Genomic DNA, 22,797 nt, shown 5'->3' with positions numbered 1-22,797 from the left:
ACCCCAGCTAAACTAAACATCCACGCGAAAGGAACCCAGACGTGACTGTTGTCACCACTTCCACCCAGCAAGCTTGGGAAGGCTTCCAAGAAGGCCCATGGACGGACGAGGTGAACGTCCGTGACTTCGTCCAGCGCAACTACACCCCTTATGACGGTGATGCCTCATTTCTTTCCGGTGCCTCCGATAAGACCCTGCGCACCTGGGATCATCTAGAAAAGAACTACCTCTCAGTCGAGCGCGAGCGTCGCGTCTACGACGTAGACACCGATACCCCAGCCGATATTGATGCATTCGATCCCGGCTATATTTCCGAGGACGATAACGTCATCGTCGGCCTGCAAACAGATACCCCGCTCAAGCGCGCCATGATGCCCAACGGTGGCTATCGCATGGTCAAGCAGGCGGTGAAGGAAGCCGGCAAAGAGGTCAACCCAGCAGTCGAGACCGCATTTACCAAGTACCGCAAGACCCACAATGATGCCGTCTTCGACATCTACACCCCACGCATCCGCGCGGCACGTTCCTCCCACATTATTACCGGCCTGCCCGACGCATACGGCCGCGGCCGAATCATCGGCGATTACCGTCGCGTTGCACTCTATGGCGTCGATGCGCTTATCGACGAAAAGACGGTCGCCAAGGATAAAGTAGCTGAGCAACCATTCTCTGAGGATTGGGCCCGCTACCGCGAGGAACACTCGGAGCAGATCAAGGCTCTAAAGAAGCTGAAGACAATGGCAGAAAGCTACGGCTTCGATATCTCTGGCCCTGCCACCACCGCCCAGGAAGCCGTGCAGTGGACCTACTTCGGCTACCTTGCATCGGTGAAGAGCCAGGACGGCGCAGCGATGTCCTTTGGTCGCCTGTCTGCATTCTTCGACATTTACTTTGAGCGCGATCTGGCCAAGGGCATTCTCGACGAGGAAGGCGCTCAGGAAATCATTGACGCCCTCGTCATTAAGCTTCGTATTGTGCGCTTCCTTCGTACGGAAGACTACGATCAGATCTTCTCCGGCGACCCGTACTGGGCAACCTGGTCGGATGCCGGCTTCTCTGATGATGGCCGCCACCAGGTCACGAAGACCTCGTTCCGCCTGCTGCAGACACTGCGTAACCTGGGCCCAGCTCCGGAGCCAAACATCACCATTTTCTGGGATCCTAAGCTGCCTTCTGGCTACAAAGAGTTCTGTGCTGCTATCTCGATTGAGACTTCGTCGATCCAGTACGAGTCTGATCGCCAGATTCGCGAGCAGTGGGGCGACGATGCTGCGATTGCCTGCTGCGTCTCGCCAATGCCGGTGGGCAAGCAGATGCAGTTCTTCGGCGCTCGCGTCAACGCGGCGAAGTCCCTGCTCTATGCCATCAACGGTGGCCGCGATGAGATGACCGGCAAGCAGATCACCAAGGGCCACACCCCTATCGAGGGCGACGGTCCGTTGGACTTCGACGAGGTCTGGGAAAAGTACGAGCTCATGTTGGACTGGGTCATTGGCACCTATGTCGAGGCCTTGAACATCATCCACTACTCACACGACAAGTACGCGTACGAGTCCATCGAGATGGCTCTGCATGATTCCGACATTGTGCGCACCATGGGCTGTGGCATCGCTGGCCTGTCCATCGTGGCGGATTCGCTCTCCGCCATCAAGTACGCAAAGGTCTACCCAATTCGCGACGAGACCGGCTTGGTTGTCGATTACAAGACCGAGGGCGACTTCCCGTTCTACGGCAACGACGACGACCGTGCCGATGACATCGCCGCTACTGTCGTGCACACCGTGATGGAGAAGATCAAGGCCATCCCGATGTACCGCAATGCAGTGCCTACCCAGTCCGTTCTGACCATTACCTCCAACGTGGTCTATGGCAAGAACACCGGTTCCTTCCCATCCGGCCACGAGGCAGGTACCCCATTCGCACCAGGCGCCAACCCAGAAAACGGCGCCGATAGCCACGGCATGGTGGCCTCGATGCTCTCAGTGGGCAAGTTGGACTACAACGACGCCCTCGACGGCATCTCGCTCACCAACACCATTACGCCATCTGGTCTGGGCCGTACCAAGGATGAGCAGATCACCAACCTTGTCGGAATCATGGATGCAGGATTCGTCATGGATTCCGGCGAGTAACCCCCCAAAAAAACTATCTAAAAGGAGAACACATAATGTCCGCTAAAACTTTCGACGAGCGCATGGCTTCCATGAAGGCCAACCGCACCCAGAACAACATGGAGGCAGGTCTCTACCACGCCAACATCAACGTCCTCGACGAGTCCACCCTCGAAGATGCGATGGAGCACCCAGAGAACTACCCTAACCTCACCGTTCGCGTGTCCGGATACGCAGTCAACTTTGTCAAGCTCACCAAGGAGCAGCAGCGCGACGTCATCTCGCGTACCTTCCACAAGATGGCATAGGCTAAGAATTAAGTTAGGTCTAGATAAGGAGTAGTGGATTCACCGTGGCACAGGACGGCGTAACGGGCATTGTCACCCTCTCCCCTGAAGAAGGCGAGAAGGTCCGTGGCGTTGCCGCAGGTATCGGCGGCGACTTCGACGACGAAGAATACACCCGCCCCGAGTTGATGGAGGCCCGGCGCACGGGCGACATTGGCCTTGTGCATTCGTGGGAGCTAGTCACCGCGGTGGACGGTCCTGGAACCCGCATGACCATGTTCTTATCTGGATGTCCGCTGCGCTGCCTGTACTGCCATAACCCGGACACCATGGAGATGAAGGAGGGCACCCTCGAGACTGTCGGCGACGTAGTCAAACGGGTCCTCCGGTACCGTCCCGTGTTCAACGCCTCCGGTGGCGGGCTGACCATTTCCGGCGGTGAGCCACTTTTCCAGATCGCCTTTACCAGGCGAGTACTCAAGGAAGTCCACGATGCGGGTGTGCACACCACGGTTGATACTTCCGGCTACCTGGGTGCTCGGCTTAGCGACGAGGACCTAGAAAACATCGATCTGTTCCTCCTCGACGTCAAGTCGGGTGACGAGGAGACCTACAAGAAGGTCACCAGCCGAGAACTCCAGCCCACCATTGATTTCGGCGATCGCCTGAACAAGCTGGGCAAGAAGGTGTGGATCCGATTTGTCCTGGTTCCAGGCTTGACTGACTCGGATGAGAACATCAACAACGTTGCCGATATCGTCGAAAAGTGGAAAGACAACGTCCAACGCGTCGAAGTCCTTCCCTTCCACAACATGGGCGCCGACAAATGGCGCAACATTGGCTTCGACTACCAGCTGGAAGACGTTAAGCCACCAACTCCGGAAGCAACGGAGCATGCCCGCAATATCTTCCGCTCCAGGGGCTTAACTACCTACTAATCTCACACGTCACCCCGGCCGAAGGACGAAAACGTCCCCGGCCGGGGTTTCGTCATGCTACGGTGGTCAACACGTGACACGGGGTGCATCCAAACCTGTAAGTGGATGCTGAGATCACACCCGTCGAACCTGCTCTAGTTCGTACTAGCGAAGGGATAGTCCTGATGCTTTGCCATGCCATCACAATGGCCACAATTTTCTGCTGCTCCGAAAAGTTCGGGGGTCGCTCATGATCCCTCGCATCCTTTCGATTGCAGGCACCGATCCCACCGGCGGTGCAGGTGCCCAAGCCGATATCAAATCAATCTCGGCTGCTGGAGGCTTCGCTTATAGCGTGATTACCTCCATCGTTTCCCAAAACACTCTAGGCGTTACCGCGGTGCACACTCCGGCGCGCGATACTTTGCAAAGCCAGCTTGATGCTGTGAGCAGCGACGTTGCCATCGATGCCGTCAAAATCGGCATGCTTGGCTCCAAGGAGGTCACGGAGATTGTCTCGGGCTTCGTCGCAAAGCTTGACTGCCCTATCGTCCTTGACCCTGTCATGATTGCTTCCTCCGGCGATCGCCTCCTTGACCAAGGCGCGGAACTCGCCGTTCTGGAGCTCGCACAGCAAGCCGACGTGATCACTCCGAATCTCCCGGAGCTTGCGGTGCTGGTCCAGCAACCGATCGCAGAATCCATCGAGGAGGCTATCTCCCAGGCAACACGCCTCGCCGAGCGCCTGAACGCTGCGGTGTTGATGAAGGGTGGTCATTTCAACGGCACTTGTGCAGATAATGCGCTGGTCAGCCCGGATGGAAGTGTGCATCGGATCCCGGTTCGCCGATTCAATACATCGAATACTCACGGCACTGGCTGCTCGCTTTCGTCGGCACTTGCGACGAAGCTGGCCGCCGGAATGTCGCCTGGAGATGCCGCCGAGTGGGCCTCACGCTGGATTCACGAAGCGATCCGCTACGCCGATGACCTCGAGATCGGCGCAGGCAACGGGCCGGTCGACCACACGCACACTTTACGACGAATGACTGCTGCCGCAAGTACCAAGCCATGGCAGCCGTCTCCCTCCGCCCCAACGAAGGCGCGCATCGCGCCGGTCGGTTCGTACACCGAGCGACTTTGGCAGGAATCCGCGCCCCACTTGACCGACATCATGGCCCTGCCCTTCATCCAGGATTTGGGCTCAGGCGCGCTGCGTAGGCAGGATTTTAGCTTCTATGTGCAGCAGGATGCGCTGTATTTGAAACGCTACGCAACTTCTCTGCGCAAACTTGGCGGCGAGTGGGCCGTTGATGCCGACGATGCCATTGAGGTCGAGCAGGGCATGCACCGCACGTGGCTTGCACACACACCGGCCGACACTCTTGCGCCGTCTCCGGTGACTCGCGCGTACACAGATTTCTTGGTAGCCGAGACGCACTCTAAGCCGCAGGCCGTCGGTGAAGCTGCCGTGCTGCCCTGTTACTGGCTCTATTTCGAAGTGGGCACCCGCCTTGCCGACCAGAATCACCCCGACCACCCCTACAACAAGTGGCTCGATACCTATTCAGGCCCCGACTTCGAGCAATCAGCGCGCGGTGCGGTGCAGCGCGTCGAGGAGACGTTGGCACGATCGCCAGAGCTTCTCGACGATGCCGCCACCGCTTGCAACCTAGCCTCGAGGCACGAAGTGGAGTTCTTTGCCCAAGCCGATCGTGCTTGGGTGGCTGGCTAAAACTTCAGGCTAGAACGTCAACTCTGCTGGCTTGCGGAAGAATGCGACGAGGAATTGTGAGCCCTCGTTGAAAGGCAGGAGGTCCCAGGATTCGAAGACGTTCTCGGCTGAGAATCCCACCTTCCTGGCAGTGTCCATGAAGTCGTCGAATCCCCAGCCTCGTCCGGCGCCAAAGCCAACCAGAAAGCGTCCTCCTGGTGCTACTGCGTCGAAGATGTGCTGCAGGGCGGATTCGCGGCCTTCTGGGGCTAAGAAACCCATAACATTGCCGGCCGAAACCGCCACCTCAAAGTTGTCCTCGGCAATCGGGTCTGTGCTCAAGTCGCCGACGTACCAGGTGGCCTCGGGGTATTTCTCCTTGGCGTGGCCGATCAGGACCTCGTCGATATCCGTTCCTACAACCTCATGGCCACGCTGCGCCAGGTAGCCGCCGAGGCGACCTTGTCCGCAACCCGCGTCCAAAATCCTTGCTCCGCGATGCGGCGCGATCGCGTCAACCAAACGGGCTTCGCCGTCGATGTCATGACCCTGCGCAATCATGTTTTCCCAGCGACGCGCGTAGTTCTGGGAATGCTCAGGGTTTTGTGAGGTAATTTCTTTCCATGTTGGCATGGCCATCAGTATATGCCGGGGTAGACTATGGCAGGTTGACCACTGCCTGGCCGAATACTTTTCGGCTGGCCGAAACTTTTGGAAGGGATGACACATGCCACCTCGTATCCCACGTGTAAATAAACCGGTACGGACAAACGAATCGGATGAGTCCGAAACTTCCCATAGCTACTCGGTACCAGTCGAACGAGCAGTAGACCATTGTCGCGTGTTCCATGATGGTTTGCGTTTGGCAGGCGAGTATCAGATCAGCGCTGCCCTGGAGAAGGCCCGCGAAGTCGATACTGGGTACGTCTGGTTGTCCTTGCATGAGCCCAGCACGCAGCAAATGCAAAAGGTCGCGGACATCTTCGGTATCCACGAGCTGATTGTTGAGGATGCCGTCTCCGCGCATCAGCGGCCTAAGGTCGAGCGCTACAACGACCAATTGTTCCTAGTTGTTCGTTCGGTCAAGTACATGGATGACGAAGATGTCACCGATACGCGCCAGATCATTTCCACCGGTGAAGTGCAGATGCTTATTGGCCCTGATTTCATTGTCACCGTGCGCCACAACGCTTCAATTCCACGGCTCGCGGCTGAAATTGATGCCGAACCCGAGGTCGCGGCCTTGGGTCCCGCTTCGATTGCTTGGAAGATCTCCGATCACCTTGTCGACGATTACGCGCGCATTACCGCCGAGCTCTCCGAGGACGTCGACGAACTGGAAAACGAAGTGTTTACGCCTCGGAAGAAGATCAACATCGACAAGATCTATATGTATAAACGAGAGATCTTGGAGATGCGCCACGCCGTCAGCCCACTCGGACCAGCACTGCGCACAGGTATTTCGGCGAATAAGGACTTGTTGTCAAAGCAGATCCGCAGCTACTTCCGTGACGTGCAAGATAACGCGATGATCGTCAACGACCAGGTCCACGGCTTCGATGAGCGGCTCTCCTCGCTCCTTGATGCTTCGGTGGCCAAGGTATCGATGCAGCAAAATACCGACATGCGTACCATTTCCGCTGTTGTCGGCATGGTTGCGGCCCCGACGCTTATCGCTGGTATCTACGGCATGAACTTCGACAACATGCCGGAGCTGCATTGGGAGTTTGGCTACCCCATGGCCTTGCTGCTCATGCTGGCTTTCGTGCTTGCCATGCTTTGGTGGTTCAAGCGCAACAACTGGCTCTAATCTCGAACCTCCAGCGCTAGCGCGTTTCCGCCACCATGGTGCGCAGCTGGCACACTGCGGCCAGCTTGTCGTTGTTGGTTAGTTCGATGCGCCACAATTGAGTGCGCCGGCCGAGGTAGACGGGTTCGCTACGTGCGGTGATCACTCCTTCGGCTACAGACCGGAGGAAGTCTGCCGAGTTATTCACCCCGAATACTGGGGCACCCGCGTGCATTACACCTGCTGTGGAGCCCACTGTCTCGCCGATGGAGGCAAGGACTCCACCGTTGACAATCCCGGTGGGTTGCAAAATGCCCGCATGAACTTTCACCTGGGCCTCAACTAAGTCACCGCCAAACTGGGTAAACGACAGTCCAACGTATTTATCAAAGGCGGGAATGGCAGCATTGAGCTGATCTAGCTCCGCACTGGTGAGCGGGGTTTCTTTCGCACGCACAAGCATTTGGTAGTCCATGAATGAAAAGAATACACATTCGTACCAAGATTAAAGGTACTATTATTTACCAAAACCGCCTGACACTCACCTCACTAATGCGTATGATTGAAACCATGACCACTGATAATCTCGCACAAATCGGCGTTGTTGGCCTCGCAGTCATGGGCTCCAACCTCGCTCGAAACTTCGCCTCCCGCGGCCACAAAGTTGCCGTCTACAACCGTACCTACGCTAAGACCGAACAATTTATGGAAGACTTCGGCTCCACCGGTGACTTTGTTGCCAGCGAAGATATCCAGGACTTCGTCAATTCCCTCGAGCGCCCACGCAAGGCCATCATCATGGTCCAAGCCGGCAAGGCAACCGACGCCGTGATCAACCAGCTCGCAGATGCGATGGAAGACGGCGACATTATCATTGACGGCGGAAACGCACTGTTCACCGACACCATCCGTCGCGAGAAGGAAATGGCACAGCGCAACCGCCACTTCGTCGGCGCCGGTATTTCCGGTGGTGAAGAGGGCGCACTGAAGGGCCCTTCCATCATGCCTGGTGGCCCGAAGGAATCCTGGGAAACGCTTGGCCCATTGCTGGAGTCCATCGCAGCACGTGCTGATGATGGCACCCCATGTGTGACCCACGTCGGTCCAGATGGTGCTGGCCACTTCGTCAAGATGGTGCACAACGGCATCGAGTACGCCGACATGCAGGTCATCGGCGAGGCGTACCAGCTTCTTCGTTTCGGCGCGGGCTACGAGCCAGCAGAAATCGCTGACATCTTCGCAGAGTGGAACAAGGGCGACCTGAACTCCTACCTCATCGAGATCACAGTGGAAGTTCTCCGCCAGGTCGACGCAGAAACCGGCAAGCCTCTCGTCGATGTCATCCTTGATGCAGCCGGCCAGAAGGGCACCGGTCGCTGGACGGTCAAGGAAGCACTTGACCTTGGCGTCCCAACCACCGGCATTGGCGAGGCTGTTTTTGCTCGCGCACTGTCCTCCTCCCTCGGCCAGCGCAAGGCTGCCCAGGGCAACCTGCCTACCGGCACCGTGCAGTCCTTCGAGGAACTCGGCGTGTCCAAGGAAGACTTCGTCGAAGAGGTCCGCAAGGCTCTCTACGCATCCAAGCTAGTTGCCTATGCCCAGGGCTTCGACGAGATCAAGGCCGGCTCGGATGAGTACAACTGGGACATCAACCCAGGCGACATGGCCATGATCTGGCGCGCAGGCTGCATCATTCGCGCGGCTTTCCTCGAGCGCATCAAGGATGCCTACGACAACAATCCAGATCTCGCTTCCCTGCTGCTTGATCCTTACTTCAACGGTGAACTGGAGGGTCTGATGGATTCTTGGCGCAACGTAGTCGTGCACGCGACCCGCCTGGGCCTGCCTGCACCAGTGTTCACCTCGTCGTTGTCTTACTACGATTCCCTGCGTGCAGAGCGCCTGCCTGCAGCAATCGTCCAGGGCCAGCGCGACTTCTTCGGTGCGCACACCTACAAGCGCATCGACAAGGAAGGCACCTTCCACACGCTGTGGTCCGGTGACCGCACCGAGGTCGAAGCCTAAAAGCATTTCGCTTGACGACGAAGCGCCTCGCAGGAATCAACCTGCGAGGCGCTTTCGCATGCGAATATCTCCACTACTTTCCAATGAAAATACTATTTAGTTCAAGACCCGCCGGAGAAATTTTGATGGAGCTCTCTTCCACGCTGTAAGCTACGGAAAATGACTACATTTGCCGACCTGGGCCTCCCGCGGCCCATTGTGAACGTGCTCAATAAACAAGGCATTACCGAGCCGTTCCCCATCCAAGAGGCGGCGATCCCAGACGCTCTCGCCGGACGCGACGTCCTCGGACGTGGCCCGACCGGTTCGGGCAAAACCTTTACCTTTGGCCTTCCCATGCTCGCGCAGCTGGCGGGCGCCCCTTCGCGTCCGGGTCACCCACGCGCGATTGTGCTTACTCCTACGCGTGAATTGGCTACACAGATCCGCGAGCGTCTCGACGAGCCCGCCGCCGCCCTTGGGCTGCGCTTGCTTGACATCGTCGGTGGCGTCAACATCAATCACCACATTCGTGCGCTGGCCGCACCGGTGGACCTTCTCGTTGCTACGCCTGGGCGCGCACAGGATCTGATCAACCAGAAGAAGCTTTTCTTCGACCAGGTGGAAATCACCGCGATCGATGAGGCCGATCAGATGGCCGACATGGGCTTTTTGCCCCAGGTGCGCAAGCTACTGGACTTGACTCCGAACGACGGCCAGCGACTGCTGTTTTCTGCGACCCTTGACGGCGACGTAGACAAACTGGTCCAGCGCTACATGCACGATCCAGTTACCCACTCCACCGCGCCTGTCGAAGCCTCTGTGGACACCATGGAGCATTACCGCCTCTATGTCACTGACCGCAACGAGCGCGGCGAGGTTGTGCTAAAGATTGGTGCCCGCGAGGGCAAGACGATCATGTTCATGCGCACGAAGCATGGCGTTGATCGCCAGGTAAAAAAGCTGCGCCGCGTGGGCATTGATGCCCAGGGCATTCACGGTGATAAGGGCCAGGGTGCCCGGACCCGAGCCCTCGAGGCGTTTGCTGACGGTTCTTCGCCAGTCCTGGTGGCCACCGATATTGCCGCACGCGGCATCGACATCGACGATGTCTCCCTCGTCGTCCACGTCGATCCCCCTGCCGAACACAAGGCCTACCTGCACCGCGCCGGGCGAACCGCTCGTGCTGGCACCTCGGGCGTCGTCGTCACGCTAGTCACCGACGACCAGCAAAAAGAGGTTGAGACGCTGTTGAAGAAGGCCGGTGTGGATGCAAAACCGGTGCGGGTCACACCAGAATCCGACTCGTTAGCTAGAATTACGGGAGCGCGGGAACCGAAGGGGTCTCCGCTCCCTCCTCCCGGGCAGGCGGCGCAGCCAGTAAAGAACACGAACCGCGGGAATTCTTCGAATTCCCGTAGGCAGGCGTCGGGGTCGAACCGTGGTAGGAATTACGGCCGCTCGAAATCCGGGCGTCGCAAACCCAGGAAAGACGGACGCTCGACTTAACTCCCCTGATGTGGCGTCAGATAACTAATGGACATAGCCTTATCTATCCTTGCGCTGGTCGGCTTCGTGCTGCTGACTGCCTCCACCGGTTTTTTCGTTGCAATTGAGTTCGCGCTCACAGGCCTTGAGCGCTCCACGATTGACAACCATGTCAAGGAAAAGGGTGATCGCCGCGCTTACGCCGTGCAGCGTGACTATCAAAACCTTTCCTTCACACTTTCTGGCGCCCAGCTGGGCATCACCGTCACCACTTTGGCCACGGGTTTCCTTGCGGAGCCTGTCCTGTCCAAATACTTCACGCCACTGCTCAAACTTGTAGGGCTGAGCGAAAGTGCCGCAAGCTCTGTGGCCCTGGTCCTTGCCTTAATTGTGGCAACCTTCTTGTCCATGGTCTTCGGCGAGCTCGTGCCAAAGAACTGGGCAATTACTGAGCCGCTGAAGGTGGCTCGCTTCGTGGTGCCTCCCGTCAACGCCTTCAACACGGTGTTTAAGTGGTTCATCAATGGAATGAACGCCTCGGCAAACTGGTTTGTTCGCAAGCTCGGCTTCGAACCCTCCGACGAACCTGCGTCGGCACGCTCCTCGCAAGAGCTCGGAGCGATCGTGCGTAACTCGGCTGAGGTCGGTGGCCTCGATGCTGCGACGGCGCGGGTGTTGGATCGTTCGCTGCAGTTCGGCGAGACTACTGCTGAAGTTCTCATGACGCCACGTTCGACGATCAACTCCCTCGATGTTGACGACACTGTCTCCGATCTCATCGCCCTAGCGCGCGAAACAGGTCACTCCCGCTTCCCTGTTCGCCGCGGCGACCTCGATGACACGGTCGGTGTCGTCCACATTAAGGATGCCTTCTCCGTCCCACGCGACGAGCGGGCAACAACCCGCCTCGAGGGCTTGGCAAAGCCGGTGCCTTATGTGCCCGGCACTCTCGACGGTGACGCCGTGCTCAATAGCGTGCGCTCCGCAGGCTCCCAAGTGGTAATGGTCGCCGACGAATACGGCGGTACCCAAGGCCTCGTCACCATCGAGGACGTTGTCGAGGAAATCCTCGGTGAGGTCTACGACGAATACGATGATGCCGAATCGGAGCGGGACTTCCAGCGCTTCGGCGCCTCCTGGGAAATCGCCGGCCTTGTCCGCCTCGACCTACTTCCAGACAAAATTGGCTACACCGCCCCAGACGGTCCTTATGAAACCCTCGGAGGGCTGATCATGTCGGTCAAGGGCGCCATCCCGCAGGTCGGTGATGTGCTGTTACTGCCTGAGACGGAGCATGACGCCCGCGAAGAATTCGAATCCGGTATCCGTGGCCGGTGGATCGCGCGTGTCACCGTGATGGATGATCGCCGCGTCGACCGTGCCATTTTGACTCCAATCACCAACGAGCAGGCAGAGGAGTACAAGTAATGGGTATTTGGGCAACAATTCTGCTCATTGTGGCGCTGCTGGCGGCCAATGGTTTCTTCGTCGCCGCGGAGTTCGCGCTGATCTCGTCGCGACGCGATAGGCTCGACGCACTCGAAGCGCAGGGTAAATCCGGTGCAAAGCGCGTCATCAACGCTACTGAGCATCTCTCGATTTACCTTGCGGGTGCCCAGTTCGGTATCACGATCTGTTCGCTGGTCCTCGGCCGCGTGGCGGAGCCTGCCGTGGCTCACTTCCTTGAGGTGCCTTTCGAGTTTTTGGGTATCCCCGACAACCTCGTTCACCCGCTTTCCTTTGTGATCGCGCTTGCCATCATCACCTATCTGCACATTCTCTTCGGCGAGATGATCCCGAAGAACATCGCCATCGCGGGTCCTGAATCGCTGGCAATGTGGCTGACACCTGCGATGGATGTCTGGATTAAGATCACGGGCCCCATCATTAACTTCCTTAACTGGGTTGCCCGCATGGTGCTCAAGCTTGTTGGCGTTGAGCAGAAGGATGAGCTAGACACCAGCGTCGACGAGGCGCAGCTTGCCTCGATGATCCAGGAGTCCAGCAAGGAAGGCCTCCTCGATGCCGAGGAAACCAACCGCCTGCGCAAGGCACTGATGACCGATGAGCTCAGCTTGGAAGACGTCATGATCCCGATGGAAGACGTGGTCACCGTGTCCTACCGCGCCCCAGGCATCCCGATAAGCGAGCTGGAAACCGCCGTGCAAGAAACCGGGTTCTCCCGCTTCCCTGTCTCCGGCGAGTCCGGTTCCCTGCTTGGTTATATCCACGTCAAGGATGTCCTTGATCTCCTCGATGCCGGAGAAGACGCAGTCATCCCCTCCGATCGCATTCGCCCGCTCAGCATCGTCGATGGCACAGGTTCGCTCGACGAGGCACTCTCCGCCATGCACCGCCGCAGCGCGCACATGGCTCAGGTGCGCGTCGACGGCGAGCTGATTGGCATCATCGCGCTCGAGGACCTCATCGAGGAGTATGTCGGCACGGTCACCGACTGGACCCACGAGGACCAGCAGTAACACCGTGCGCGTTTTAGATTCATCGCAGTGGAGCTCGCTTATCGACGAGCACAGCTCCCGCGCCGCCAAATGGGTCGAGCCTCACCTGGCTCGGCGCGCCCGTGGCGAAAACCATCCCGTGTGGGACTTCCTTTTCGAGTACTACAGCATGCGCGCCTCCCACCTCTACCGGTGGAACCCCGGCCTGGGAACGTGCCTGCTTGATGCACAAGATCTGCCGCAGGCCGGGTGGCGCGATTACCACCTCGCCGAGAATGGTTCGCTGAGCGTTGACGTGGACTCGCTCCTTGAACACCGTCGCGATGGGCTAGAAAAGGTGCTGAATATCCTTCGCGGTACCACCGCCAATCCGGCTCAATTCGACTGTTTTGGCCTGCACGAGTGGGCAATGGTCTACCACACGGATACTCCACGCCACGACCTTCCTTTGCGGCTTGGCAGGCAAGCCACGGAGGCGGTCGTCGATAAGCATCGTATTAAATGCACGCATTATGACGCTTTCCGATTCTTCACTACCCCCGCGCGCCCCCTCAACCTCACAGTCTTGACTCGCGAGAATCAAGCCGCCTCCGAGCAGGCTGGTTGCGTGCACGCGAATATGGATCTATTCAAGTGGGCGATCAAGACCGGCCCCATCGTGCCTGGTGATTTGCTGCTTGATTGCTTTGAGCTGGCCACCGATGCGCGCCGCCTGGACATGGAGGCCTCGCCCTATGACTGTCGAAGTTTGGGCTTCGATGTCGTCGCCATTGAGACACCCGAGGGTAAGGCTGAGTACGTGGCACGCCAGCGCGAGATTGCTTCCCGCGGAAAAGACCTGCGTACTCGGCTTGTCAAACTGCTTGTGATTGCCTTGGAATAGCTAAGATAGCCGTATGGCTCGTCATAGTAGTGGGAAGAATAATTATTCTCTGTCCGGCAACGCCCTCGCAGTGGTCGCGTTGCTCGTGGTCCTTGTTCTCTTAGCGGTCTGGTTTTTCTTTTTCCGCGGCAGCAATTCTACCGAGCAAGTCGCCTCGCAAGAGTGCGTCTCCGGTGATCTGGAGGTGCCGGTTGCTGCGGCCAATAAGGAAGTAGCTCAGTCGCTTATCGACGATTGGGCGAGCTCTCAACCAGTCGTCCGCGATTACTGCGCGAAACCGGTCGTAGTTGATTCGCTCGATCAGGCGGCAGTTTATATCGGCGCAAATAATGCGCAAACCACCCAAGCGCTAGCCGATGCTTCACGCACTGCATCCACTTCGGAGCCAACCGCAGTGATCACGGAGGCCTTCGGTCTCGCCGGCGAGCCCACTGCCACGGCGGACCAGGTCAATTACGCTTCCGCGCCAGATGCAGCTTCTGCCGCGGCCGTTGCCACCGCTCTAGCTCCCGACGATGCAGCAGCTGAAGCTGCACTTTCGGGTTCCGGCAATGTGCAGATCGCTCGGGCTGACGGCGGTACCGTCCAGGCTATCGAGGGCGCCGACGTAACCTACTATGCGTTCCCCTTGAACTCCACGCATGCAGTTTCCGAGGACCAGGCGCGCGCCGGCACGGCACTTGCTGAATTCGCAGGTCAAAACTTCACCGGCGAACCTGCTTCTTCTACAGTCTCGGATGCAGTTCTCGCGGCTGCTTCCTCGGCGGTCAAGTCAGCGCCTGCGCAGCCGGCCACGTCCGCTGAAGCTTCTGCAGCTTCCCCGACCGAAGCTGCTCCATCGTCCAACACCGTGCAAGACACCCTCTACCTAGTAGATACTTCCGCTGCCATGCAGCCGTACTCCGAGGCCGCAGCTGCAGCCGTCGGCGAGTCTGCCAACGCTGTGATCAGGGCGGGCCACAAGGTTGCCCTGTGGAACTACTCTTCCCCACTGAACCCGGGAGTAACTCAGAGCTACCGCACGAACATTCAGTTCACCGATGAGCCTGATGCAGTGGCTAACTCTGTCTCCCGCCTTGGCAATGCCGGTGGCTCTAATACTCGCGAGTCTCTCCAGGCAGCCGTCAATGCTGTTGCCGGTACGGGCGGAAATTACCGCATCGTGTTGATCACTGCTGGTTCTAGCGATGTCTACGACGATAAGTCTTTCGTAGACCTACTTGCCCCAACCTTAAGTGAAGGTGTTGAGCTTGACGTGATCCACGTGGGATCCGCTGGCATCGACCTTGGCATCGAGCAGCTAGCTACCACCCAGACTTTGGTGACCTCGAACGACCAGTTCGCCTCAGCGGTGGCCACCGCCTCTGGCGTCTAGCCCCAACACTAAAAGCCCGCTACCTCAACTGGGAGGTAGCGGGCTTTTTGGGCGCTTATGGGAGAAGCATTAGGAAGTTTTACGCTGGCGACGAGCCGCGAGCTCGTCAATGGTGACCACATTGTCTTCGTCACCCTCGGAAGCGATGCGCTCGGATGGGAAGGAAGAGATGGTGCCGGTGAGTTCCTTCATCACACCTGGAACAGCGATGGAGAACACACCCTGGCCACCGTTGAGCAAGTCAATGACCTCGTCGGCGTTGCGGCACTCGTACACCGAAGTGCCATCAGAGACCAAGGTGATCTCCGCGATATCGTTTACACCACGATCGCGCAGCTTATCTACCGCGAGGCGGATGTTCTGAAGGGAGATGCCGGTATCGAGCAGACGCTTGACAATCTTCAGAACCAGGATGTCCTTGAAGGAGTAAAGGCGCTGGGAGCCAGAGCCCTGTGCACCGCGGATAGAAGGCTTGACCAGATCGGTGCGTGCCCAATAATCCAGCTGACGGTAGGTAATGCCTGCGACCTGGCAAGCGATGGGTACGCGGTAGCCAACCTCATCGGATGGCCCGATATCGAAAAGCGACTCCTGTACTGCCTGTTCAGTATGGTCGGTGTGTTGTGTACTCACGTAATTACTCCCATGGTGTTTATGAATGCGCCTTAAGGCTATTAAATGCCAAGCGTAGACGTAGGTCAAGCTTAAACACGGAAAACACGCCGTATCCTAACCCTCAAGTTGAAGTTTATGGTCATATTTCGTCGCTGTCATCTCCGCCCCGAATGTCTGACTCATCCACACCGAGACTGCGCATCAGCGACTCAAAGTCCGCATCAGCTTGAGCGTCTCCACTCGCCGAGTTCGACTCTTCCTTCTTCGCCTCCGGCAGATCAATGCCGAACTGGTCACGCGCGTCCTCTGCCGAAATCCACAGTGAAGCCTGGGCAAGTACAGTCTCATCGGCCTCGATGGGCAAATCTAAAATTGTCGAGAGCACTAATGCGTCGGAGAGCCGAGCATCAATCTCTTCGCCATCTTCCATCTCTAGGGTGGCAACGAAAGTGCCATGGTAGTAACTAGAAATTTCGATGGCCTTCACACCTTGAGTGGATTGCTCAATGATGGACACCATCAAATCATATGTGTCTGGTCGGTCCGATTCCCACATGGCATCCCGCGCAGCAAGCCGGGCACCTTCAATGGGAGGAATCCAGACTGGGACGATGCGGCCACGTTCTTCCCAGTGCAACAAAGCGCACAGGTAGTTTTCCGGACCAATAGAATGTACGCCGTAATAAGTTAAAGGGACCATGCTCATGGTCCCTAATTCTACAGCTCCAACTTTCCTGAGCTAGTCAAGTCGGGACCGGAGTTCTTTCTTCACCAACGAGGCGTGCAGCGAGACCACCAAAGCGGACATCTGCTGGCCCAAATCTTCTGCCTGCTGCTTCGCGGTAGCCCGCTGCGATTTCGCCACCGGACCGGTGACCTGCGCAATCATGTCTGCCTGGCGCGATGCGGTATTTCGCAGCGACTTCAGGTGACGGGCATCAAAGCCAAACCCCTTCAGCGCCAATGCGGTAGTCGCGGTCTGCACATCATCGGCATTATATAGACCCGATGAATCCGGGGTGAGCACGCCAATCTGCGTCAGCTCTGAGATTTCCTCAATGTTTGTGTTTGCTTGCTGCGCCACATCTGCATCAGTCAGGCGAGTCTGCAAAGGCGCACGAAACTTGTCCGCCGAGATCATTGGCTCCGCGTCAGCTCCAGCCAAAATGGCTGTGACCTGACCCGAATCCATCGCATCTAGCTGCTCGCGGATGACCTTCAGCGGCAAATAGTTATCGCGCTGGGTAACCAAGATATAGCGCAACCGTTCCACATCGCTCTCGGTGAAGCGACGGTAGCCAGAGTCAGTGCGCTGCGGAGAAATCAAACCTTCAGATTCCAAGAAACGAATTTTCGACACTGTAACGTCAGGAAACTCTTCACGCAGGCGTTCGATGACCACACCAATGGACATGGTCTTCTTACCCGTCTTTGTCCCGGCCTTTGGCGAGGTCGGGTGCGTCTGGGTTTTGCGTACAGCGCTCACGTGTGTCTCTTGCTCTACTTCAGATTGAGGTGGATAGGGATCTCCCTTACAGGGGTCTAGCTCTTAGTTGTCTGCGGTAATAAAGACCAGACGGAACTTACCAATCTGGATCTCATCGCCGTTGGTGAGCACCTGCGAGTTACGTGGCTCACGGTTGACATAGGTGCCGTTGAGGGAGCCCACGTCAACTACCTCAAACTCGCCTTCGTTGCGACGGAACTCCGCGTGGCGACGAGACACCGTCACGTCATCGAGGAAGATATCTGCTTCGGTGTGGCGACCAGCCGTGGTGGTGTCGCGGTCAAGCAAGAAGCGGGCACCCGCGTTAGGGCCGCGCTTAACGACCAGCAGCGCCGCACCCTCAGGAAGGTTGTCTACGCCCTGGGTTGTGGACGCAGAGCTTCCACCATTTTCCATTTCTTTCAGCAAATCTGCACGGAAAACCGAGGTGGTTTCAACCTGCTGCTCTGGAGTACCGGTGTTCTCGCTCAATTTATTCTCCTGACACTATTCCAAAGGATTTAGTAACTAACGGATATCATACCGACAATCGGTTCTCTCGCGCTGTAAGAGCCACGGAGCGCCACGTTTCGACCCTACTATCTAAACATATTTGAGATTCCCGAGATGACCGAATTGCCACTGCCTGCCAGCGGATTATCCGACACCATGTAGGTCCACGTGGCGCTCGGTCGCTTCCAACCAGCTTCAGCCAGGTGAGCACCCGCCTCGTCGATCTCAACCGTCTCAAAAGTCTCAACCGCTTTATCAACGGCACGCTGCGCCAGATCCTTGAACTCCGCCACCGCAATCCTGTGATATTCGTCAATTGGAGTCTCGCGCGCGATGGCCCGCAGGTGAATGGATTCGCGCACGTCATCCATCTGCGCAAGGTGCTCGGACCATTCGTTGTCCAGGTGGTAGAGCATGATGTCGCGTGCGGCTTGTTCGCGTATCGACGAGTCCAGCCCCTGCAATTCTTCAGCCCGCTGCGGTGATCGCGCTGCAAGCTCTTGCCACGCCTTATCCGTGTCCAAAAGGCTCGCGCGGCGCTCGTCGATAATCTCGCGTTGATCTGCGAGCAGCTGGTTGTACTTCCACGTCTGCGCGTGGATTTCCAGCAGCTGACCTTCCGTGACGCGCTGGCAGTGCTCGACGAAGTCCTGCACATTTTTCGCCCGGATTCGACCATCAGGTTCGGGTTTGACGGTCATCTCCCTGTCCGCGCCTCCGGAGACTACGATGTCGTCTTCCATGGACACGAAGAACAGGCTCAGGCCGGGATCGCCTTGGCGACCCGCACGCCCACGCAACTGGTTATCCAGGCGCGAGGTGCGGTGACGGGCAGTGCCGATCACAGCCAGCCCCCCCAAGGCCGCGACCTCGTCGTGGTCGGATTCGTCGGCGCCACCCAGGCGGATATCGGTGCCTCGACCCGCCATCTGAGTCGAGACAGTCACACGCCCCAGGTCGCCGGCCTCCGCGATGATGCGGGCCTCTTCCCTATCGTTTTTCGCGTTCAGCACGTTGACGTTAATCCCGCGCGCCTCAAGTGCCTCTGCCAGCGCCTCGGATTCTGCAACATCGTGGGTACCCACCAAGACAGGTTGCCCGCTCTCGTGCAGCAACGCGATTTCTTCCACAATGGCATGCTGTTTGTCGGCCATGGTGTGATAAATCCGGTCGGCTTCGTCGAAGCGTTGCAGCTCTTTGGCCCGCGGAATTTCAGAGACGTGCAATCCATAAAATTGGCGCAGCTGATCGGTGGCTTCCACAGCGGTACCGGTCATGCCGGCCACACGCGGATACCTGCGCATCAGCGCCTGCAAGGTAATCGAGTCCAAGATGCGCCCGCCCTCGGTCACATCGAGGCCTTCCTTCGCCTCAACAGCAGCTTGGAGGCCATCAGGCCAACGCTGCAGTTCGGCAACGCGCCCCTTCGAGGCATCAACCAGGGAGACCTTGCCGTCGTCGACAATGTAGTGCACGTCGCGCAGCAGCAGTGCCTTGGCATGCAACGCCAGGTTGACCTTCACCAGCGTCGTACCAATGTGCTCGTCGGAATACAGCGAGTCGATGCCGAGGCGCTTCTCCACACGCGCAGCACCCTCGTCGGTGAGATAGACGTTGCGCTGGTCGTCGTCGATTGTGTAGTGTTCTGTCTCCCTCAAGTGCGAAACAACATCGGTGATCATGCCGGTTGCTTGCACTCCCGGCTCCGAGCCTGCAAGCACGAGTGGGACCAGCGCTTCGTCGACAAGCACGGAATCTGCCTCATCGACGAGCGCAACCTGCGCTGGGGCTTGGACCGTCTGCTCGCGATGCGTGATCTGGTTGTCGCGGAGATGATCGAACCCGATCTCGGTGACGGGTGCGTAGATCACGTCGCTTAAATACGCTTCACGACGATTCTTGCGCGACGTCCGCTCGGTGACATAACCCACGGTCAGGCCGAAGAACTCGACCAACGGGCGCATCCACTGCGCATCGCGCTCCGCAAGGTAATTATTCACGGTGATCACGTGCGTGCGCTGCCCGGTTAATGCATATCCGGTGGCAGCCATCGCGCCGACCAGCGTTTTGCCTTCACCGGTGGCCATCTGGATTACGTCGCCCTCAAGCAGGCGCAGAACAGCCTGGTTCTGCACGTTGAAGGGCACCATGCCCAGTGTGCGCTCCGAGGCGATGGACAAAATCGCGAGGAACTCGGACTTATCTTGGATCTCGTTATCTTTGACCAAGTCGCGTGCCTTGGTGGCCAGTTCTTCGTCGGAAAGCGCCGTCAGCGAGTCGATGCGCTGATGAGCCTCGTCGACAATGCCTTTCGACTTTTTGGTGTTGCGTTCGCTCGATGCGCCCATCGCCTTCCAAAACCAGTCGAATGCAGCCATGCGCAAAAGTCCTTCCGTTGAATGTGCTTTATCCAACAAGTTTACGTGAGTTGGCTTCGCACCCGTCGAAGCGCTCACCTATTGTTTAAAGGACACACTTATCCACGCTCCCGGAGGTATTTAGCGCCATGCAATCTGTAAACGTCAAGTTCCCTTCATCGACGGGAGTAGAACTCGCTGGCACTATCGATCGGCCTGACGCACCAGCCAACGCTTATGCGGTGTTGGCGCACAATTTCGCAGGCTCTCGCCATACCCCGGGCGCGTCGCGGATGGCTAAGCAACTTACCAACCATGGTATTGCCACCTTGCGCTTCGATTTCCCAGGTCTGGGTGGTTCTTCGGGCGACTTCGCGGATACTTCATTTACTCAGAATGTCGCGGATGTGGTCGCCGCCGCGGAGTGGTTGAAGGAGAACTACCGGGCTCCGCAGCTGCTCATCGGCCACTCCCTCGGCGGTGCCGCTGTGCTGCGCGCCGCTTCCGAGTACCAGATGCCGTATCTGCATGCCGTTGCTACCGTGGGCGCGCCTTTTGACCCAGCGCATTCAGTTCTCCACTACGCCGACAGTGTTAGCGAGGCAGATAAGAATGGCTCCGTCACCGTCACCCTCGGTGGCAAGGACCTGGTCATCTCGCGTGAATTCCTTGAGGATCTCGCCTCGCTGAACCCGGAAACTTACCTTCCGAAGCTGCGCAAGGCTCTCCTGCTGGTGCACTCTCCCATCGACCAGATGGTGGGCATCGACAACGCCCAAACCATCTTCCGAGCCACCCGCTATCCCAAGAGCCTGATGAGCCTCGACAAGGCCGACCATCTCCTGACCAAGACCGGCACCGCGCAGCGCGCCGCCGACATCATCGGCACCTGGGTGCAGCAGTACATCGAACCAGAGTTCACACCGGAGCCCACCACCGACGACAACGCGATTTCCCGCACCGCCCGCGGCACCCGCTTCGGCGATGTCGTGCGGACTTCCGGCCAGGCAATCACCACCGATCGCCCACGCAGTGGCGGCGGCCGTGGCCAGGGTGTGACCGCCAAGGGCCTCTTCATGAGCTCGCTCGCCGCCTCGACCTCCCAGGCCATCCGCGAGGCCGCAAAGGGCATGAAGCTCGACGACGTCCGCGTCGAGGTCACCCATATCACCGGCGCCACCTTCGAGCGCAAGATAACGCTTTACGGACAGCTTAACGACGATCAAAAGCGCACCCTTTACGCAGCTGCCAACTCTTCAGAGCTCGACGACATCCTGGCCAAGCGCAAGATCGTGACGGTTCATCAGTGACCTGTTACTGCGGAACTGGCCTTAGCTACGAGGAATGCTGCGGTAAATATCACGCGGGCAAGAAGGCTCCCACAGCCGAAACGCTCATGCGTTCTCGTTTCAGCGCATTTGCCACCGGCAACTCCGAGTACTTGCTGCGAACGTGGGCGCCGGAGACTCGCCCTGCAGTTTTAGATCTTTCTGAGTCACCGGTGCGATGGGAGCGCCTCGAGATCATAGATAAGCAAGGCGGCGGGCTTTTCGATTCCACCGGAATCGTCGAGTTCGAAGCCTTCTACACCGGCGGCTCACAACGCGAGCGCTCCTCTTTTCGCCGGTTAGACGATGGAAGCTGGGTCTATGCCGAGGGCGATGTGAGCTAGCAACAGGGCAATTAGCGTTCGAAACTCACAGTGTTGTAACCTGTACTTCGTTGCCACTTGTGGCACGCGGGCTGTGGCGCAGTTTGGTAGCGCACCACACTGGGGGTGTGGGGGTCGCAGGTTCAAATCCTGTCAGTCCGACCAATTTTCTTAAGGCACGCGCACCTTCAGCGCGCCGGGCACGATCCGGACGTGGAATCTCTCCACTTCCCCCAGTTCATCGCCGTCAACTTCGAAGACCTCGGGATGCGAAAACGAGACCTCAATTGACTCGCCTTGCAGGTAGCGCAGCGAATCGCTGTCGTCCTTCTGGCTTTTTGCCCGTTCCCTTTGACCGCGAAGGGTGAACCAAAACTTCTGCGCCATCTGCAACGCTAGACGCCCAGCGATGATCGCCCAGCCAAAAAGCCCCTTCGGACGCATAATGACCACATCAAGTTTGCCGTCATCGGGCACCGCATCTGGCAGCAGCGTCAAGTTATTCACTAGGTCGCCGCAATTGCCCACAATCACGCTATGCGCGTTCAAGGTCTTCCAGCGCCCACCATCGAGGCGACGCGCCAACTTGATTCTGTTCCCGCCCTTCAGCGACTTCAGTATCGCGACCCCATAGGCCAAGAAACCAATGCGTTTCTTTAAATCGTCGTCAGTATTGACAATCATCTGCGCGTCAACGCCGACACCAGCCATCACCGCAAATGGATACGTCTTCCTTGTTCCATTGGGGAAAAACACCTCTGCATGGCACAGATCAATCAGGCGCTCTTTCTCCTCGAAGGCCGTGCGCACCGCTGCCTCAAAACCGGAGTCCATCCGAAGGTTCCGAGCCAGCAGGTTACCCGTTCCCGCCGGCACGATACCCAGGCTCGTGTCGGTTTGGGAGACAGCCTCGGCCACCATTCGCACAGTGCCGTCCCCACCGCATGCGATGACCAAGTCATCGCCAGCGTCGACTCCTTTTTTCGCCTGGGAGTAGCCGGGGTCGTCCTCGGTGGTTTCCTCCCACTTCACGGTGTGGCCATGTCCGTGCTTTGCGACGAGCTTCTCTAACTCTGCCCGGTCTACTTTGATTGGGTTGTACACGACGGTCGCGGTCTTCCGCTGTACTGAGCTATTCACCCTGCTTA

Annotated in this window: 21 protein-coding genes, 1 tRNA gene and 1 riboswitch; of the genes, 14 read left to right on the top strand and 8 right to left on the bottom strand. The window is 58.1% G+C overall.

The genetic code is table 11. The features are described 5' to 3' along the window. Positions 1–41 precede the first annotated feature (41 nt). The 4 genes from ACXZ66_RS07370 to ACXZ66_RS07355 all read left to right on the top strand — a co-directional run bounded on the left by ACXZ66_RS07370 (position 42) and on the right by ACXZ66_RS07355 (position 5,050). Complete coding sequence (locus tag ACXZ66_RS07370) at positions 42–2,132, top strand: pyruvate formate lyase family protein (protein ID WP_458747796.1); 2,091 nt, start codon at positions 42–44, stop codon at positions 2,130–2,132. A gap of 35 nt (positions 2,133–2,167) precedes the next feature. Next, positions 2,168–2,419 carry an autonomous glycyl radical cofactor GrcA2 gene (gene grcA2 / locus ACXZ66_RS07365; protein WP_458747795.1) on the top strand — a complete coding sequence of 84 codons (252 nt, stop codon included), beginning with the start codon at positions 2,168–2,170 and terminating at the stop codon, positions 2,417–2,419. Positions 2,420–2,463: 44 nt separating this feature from the next. Continuing rightward, positions 2,464–3,336 carry a pyruvate formate-lyase-activating protein gene (pflA, locus tag ACXZ66_RS07360; RefSeq protein WP_458747794.1) on the top strand — a complete coding sequence of 291 codons (873 nt, stop codon included), beginning with the start codon at positions 2,464–2,466 and terminating at the stop codon, positions 3,334–3,336. Between the two features lie 69 nt (positions 3,337–3,405). Next, a riboswitch (TPP riboswitch) is annotated at positions 3,406–3,510 on the top strand. Between the two features lie 55 nt (positions 3,511–3,565). Continuing rightward, positions 3,566–5,050: a bifunctional hydroxymethylpyrimidine kinase/phosphomethylpyrimidine kinase gene (locus ACXZ66_RS07355; protein WP_458747793.1), complete on the top strand. Its 1,485-nt coding sequence runs from the start codon at positions 3,566–3,568 to the stop codon at positions 5,048–5,050. Between the two features lie 9 nt (positions 5,051–5,059). Here ACXZ66_RS07355 and ACXZ66_RS07350 read toward each other — a convergent pair whose 3' ends face one another. After that, a complete protein-coding gene (locus ACXZ66_RS07350; protein WP_458747791.1) occupies positions 5,060–5,662 on the bottom strand; it encodes a class I SAM-dependent methyltransferase in 603 nt (200 codons plus the stop codon). 94 nt (positions 5,663–5,756) lie between these two features. On the opposite strand from ACXZ66_RS07350, the gene corA reads away from it, so the two are divergent. Next, entirely contained in the window at positions 5,757–6,839 is a 1,083-nt protein-coding gene (corA, locus tag ACXZ66_RS07345; protein ID WP_458747789.1) for a magnesium/cobalt transporter CorA, read from the top strand. Between the two features lie 16 nt (positions 6,840–6,855). Here the strand turns inward: corA and ACXZ66_RS07340 are convergent, their stop codons facing one another. Continuing rightward, positions 6,856–7,293 carry a PaaI family thioesterase gene (locus ACXZ66_RS07340; protein ID WP_458747787.1) on the bottom strand — a complete coding sequence of 146 codons (438 nt, stop codon included), beginning with the start codon at positions 7,291–7,293 and terminating at the stop codon, positions 6,856–6,858. 95 nt (positions 7,294–7,388) lie between these two features. Here ACXZ66_RS07340 and gndA point away from each other — a divergent pair, with 95 nt between their 5' ends. The 6 genes from gndA (at position 7,389) to ACXZ66_RS07310 (ending at position 15,027) form a co-directional block, all read left to right on the top strand. Next, positions 7,389–8,843, top strand: a complete 1,455-nt coding sequence (gndA, locus tag ACXZ66_RS07335; protein ID WP_458747785.1) for an NADP-dependent phosphogluconate dehydrogenase — start codon at positions 7,389–7,391, stop codon at positions 8,841–8,843. Between the two features lie 159 nt (positions 8,844–9,002). Further along, on the top strand, positions 9,003–10,331 hold the full coding sequence (locus ACXZ66_RS07330; protein ID WP_458747783.1) for a DEAD/DEAH box helicase: 1,329 nt from the start codon (positions 9,003–9,005) through the stop codon (positions 10,329–10,331). A gap of 27 nt (positions 10,332–10,358) precedes the next feature. Continuing rightward, positions 10,359–11,738, top strand: a complete 1,380-nt coding sequence (locus ACXZ66_RS07325; RefSeq protein WP_458747782.1) for a hemolysin family protein — start codon at positions 10,359–10,361, stop codon at positions 11,736–11,738. Then, a complete protein-coding gene (locus ACXZ66_RS07320; protein ID WP_458747781.1) occupies positions 11,738–12,790 on the top strand; it encodes a hemolysin family protein in 1,053 nt (350 codons plus the stop codon). The genes ACXZ66_RS07325 and ACXZ66_RS07320 overlap by 1 nt, the downstream gene beginning before the upstream one ends. A gap of 4 nt (positions 12,791–12,794) precedes the next feature. Beyond that, positions 12,795–13,652, top strand: coding sequence for a 3-methyladenine DNA glycosylase (locus ACXZ66_RS07315; protein WP_458747779.1), 858 nt, complete (start codon positions 12,795–12,797; stop codon positions 13,650–13,652). A gap of 13 nt (positions 13,653–13,665) precedes the next feature. Then, on the top strand, positions 13,666–15,027 hold the full coding sequence (locus tag ACXZ66_RS07310) for a VWA domain-containing protein (RefSeq protein ID WP_458747777.1): 1,362 nt from the start codon (positions 13,666–13,668) through the stop codon (positions 15,025–15,027). Positions 15,028–15,096: 69 nt separating this feature from the next. Here the strand turns inward: ACXZ66_RS07310 and ACXZ66_RS07305 are convergent, their stop codons facing one another. The 5 genes from ACXZ66_RS07305 to secA2 form a co-directional block, all read right to left on the bottom strand. After that, the gene (locus ACXZ66_RS07305) at positions 15,097–15,660 is read right to left on the bottom strand and encodes a MerR family transcriptional regulator (protein ID WP_458747775.1); all 564 of its coding nucleotides are present in this window, start codon (positions 15,658–15,660) and stop codon (positions 15,097–15,099) included. Positions 15,661–15,781: 121 nt separating this feature from the next. Further along, on the bottom strand, positions 15,782–16,348 hold the full coding sequence (locus ACXZ66_RS07300; RefSeq protein WP_458747773.1) for a bifunctional nuclease family protein: 567 nt from the start codon (positions 16,346–16,348) through the stop codon (positions 15,782–15,784). A 33-nt stretch (positions 16,349–16,381) separates the two neighbouring features. After that, on the bottom strand, positions 16,382–17,128 hold the full coding sequence (ftsR, locus tag ACXZ66_RS07295; protein ID WP_458747771.1) for a transcriptional regulator FtsR: 747 nt from the start codon (positions 17,126–17,128) through the stop codon (positions 16,382–16,384). A 63-nt stretch (positions 17,129–17,191) separates the two neighbouring features. Beyond that, entirely contained in the window at positions 17,192–17,620 is a 429-nt protein-coding gene (odhI, locus tag ACXZ66_RS07290) for an oxoglutarate dehydrogenase inhibitor Odhl (RefSeq protein WP_458747769.1), read from the bottom strand. Between the two features lie 107 nt (positions 17,621–17,727). Next, positions 17,728–20,019 (bottom strand): accessory Sec system translocase SecA2, encoded by a 2,292-nt coding sequence (secA2, locus tag ACXZ66_RS07285; protein ID WP_458747767.1) that lies wholly within the window; start codon positions 20,017–20,019, stop codon positions 17,728–17,730. Between the two features lie 128 nt (positions 20,020–20,147). On the opposite strand from secA2, the gene ACXZ66_RS07280 reads away from it, so the two are divergent. The 3 genes from ACXZ66_RS07280 to ACXZ66_RS07270 all read left to right on the top strand — a co-directional run bounded on the left by ACXZ66_RS07280 (position 20,148) and on the right by ACXZ66_RS07270 (position 21,814). Continuing rightward, positions 20,148–21,308: a bifunctional alpha/beta hydrolase/OsmC family protein gene (locus ACXZ66_RS07280; protein WP_458747766.1), complete on the top strand. Its 1,161-nt coding sequence runs from the start codon at positions 20,148–20,150 to the stop codon at positions 21,306–21,308. Next, positions 21,305–21,670, top strand: coding sequence for a YchJ family protein (locus ACXZ66_RS07275; RefSeq protein WP_458747764.1), 366 nt, complete (start codon positions 21,305–21,307; stop codon positions 21,668–21,670). Before ACXZ66_RS07280 ends, ACXZ66_RS07275 begins: the two co-directional genes overlap by 4 nt. A gap of 67 nt (positions 21,671–21,737) precedes the next feature. Next, positions 21,738–21,814 (top strand) — tRNA-Pro (locus tag ACXZ66_RS07270). Positions 21,815–21,820: 6 nt separating this feature from the next. Here ACXZ66_RS07270 and ACXZ66_RS07265 read toward each other — a convergent pair. After that, a complete protein-coding gene (locus tag ACXZ66_RS07265; protein WP_458747763.1) occupies positions 21,821–22,789 on the bottom strand; it encodes a diacylglycerol/lipid kinase family protein in 969 nt (322 codons plus the stop codon). Positions 22,790–22,797 lie beyond the last annotated feature (8 nt).

The sequence above is a fragment of the Corynebacterium sp. S7 genome, from assembly GCF_054401105.1.
This window is presented reverse-complemented; position numbering and strand designations above follow the sequence as displayed.

Coding starts and splice junctions, on each gene's coding strand:
- ACXZ66_RS07350 (WP_458747791.1), bottom strand. CDS start 5,662: ATGCCAACATGGAAAGAAATTACCTCACAAAACCCTGAGCATTCCCAG.
- ACXZ66_RS07310 (WP_458747777.1), top strand. CDS start 13,666: ATGGCTCGTCATAGTAGTGGGAAGAATAATTATTCTCTGTCCGGCAAC.
- gndA (WP_458747785.1), top strand. CDS start 7,389: ATGACCACTGATAATCTCGCACAAATCGGCGTTGTTGGCCTCGCAGTC.
- ACXZ66_RS07320 (WP_458747781.1), top strand. CDS start 11,738: ATGGGTATTTGGGCAACAATTCTGCTCATTGTGGCGCTGCTGGCGGCC.
- ACXZ66_RS07280 (WP_458747766.1), top strand. CDS start 20,148: ATGCAATCTGTAAACGTCAAGTTCCCTTCATCGACGGGAGTAGAACTC.
- corA (WP_458747789.1), top strand. CDS start 5,757: ATGCCACCTCGTATCCCACGTGTAAATAAACCGGTACGGACAAACGAA.
- grcA2 (WP_458747795.1), top strand. CDS start 2,168: ATGTCCGCTAAAACTTTCGACGAGCGCATGGCTTCCATGAAGGCCAAC.
- ACXZ66_RS07340 (WP_458747787.1), bottom strand. CDS start 7,293: ATGGACTACCAAATGCTTGTGCGTGCGAAAGAAACCCCGCTCACCAGT.
- ACXZ66_RS07300 (WP_458747773.1), bottom strand. CDS start 16,348: ATGAGCATGGTCCCTTTAACTTATTACGGCGTACATTCTATTGGTCCG.
- ACXZ66_RS07330 (WP_458747783.1), top strand. CDS start 9,003: ATGACTACATTTGCCGACCTGGGCCTCCCGCGGCCCATTGTGAACGTG.
- ACXZ66_RS07355 (WP_458747793.1), top strand. CDS start 3,566: ATGATCCCTCGCATCCTTTCGATTGCAGGCACCGATCCCACCGGCGGT.
- ACXZ66_RS07325 (WP_458747782.1), top strand. CDS start 10,359: ATGGACATAGCCTTATCTATCCTTGCGCTGGTCGGCTTCGTGCTGCTG.
- secA2 (WP_458747767.1), bottom strand. CDS start 20,019: ATGGCTGCATTCGACTGGTTTTGGAAGGCGATGGGCGCATCGAGCGAA.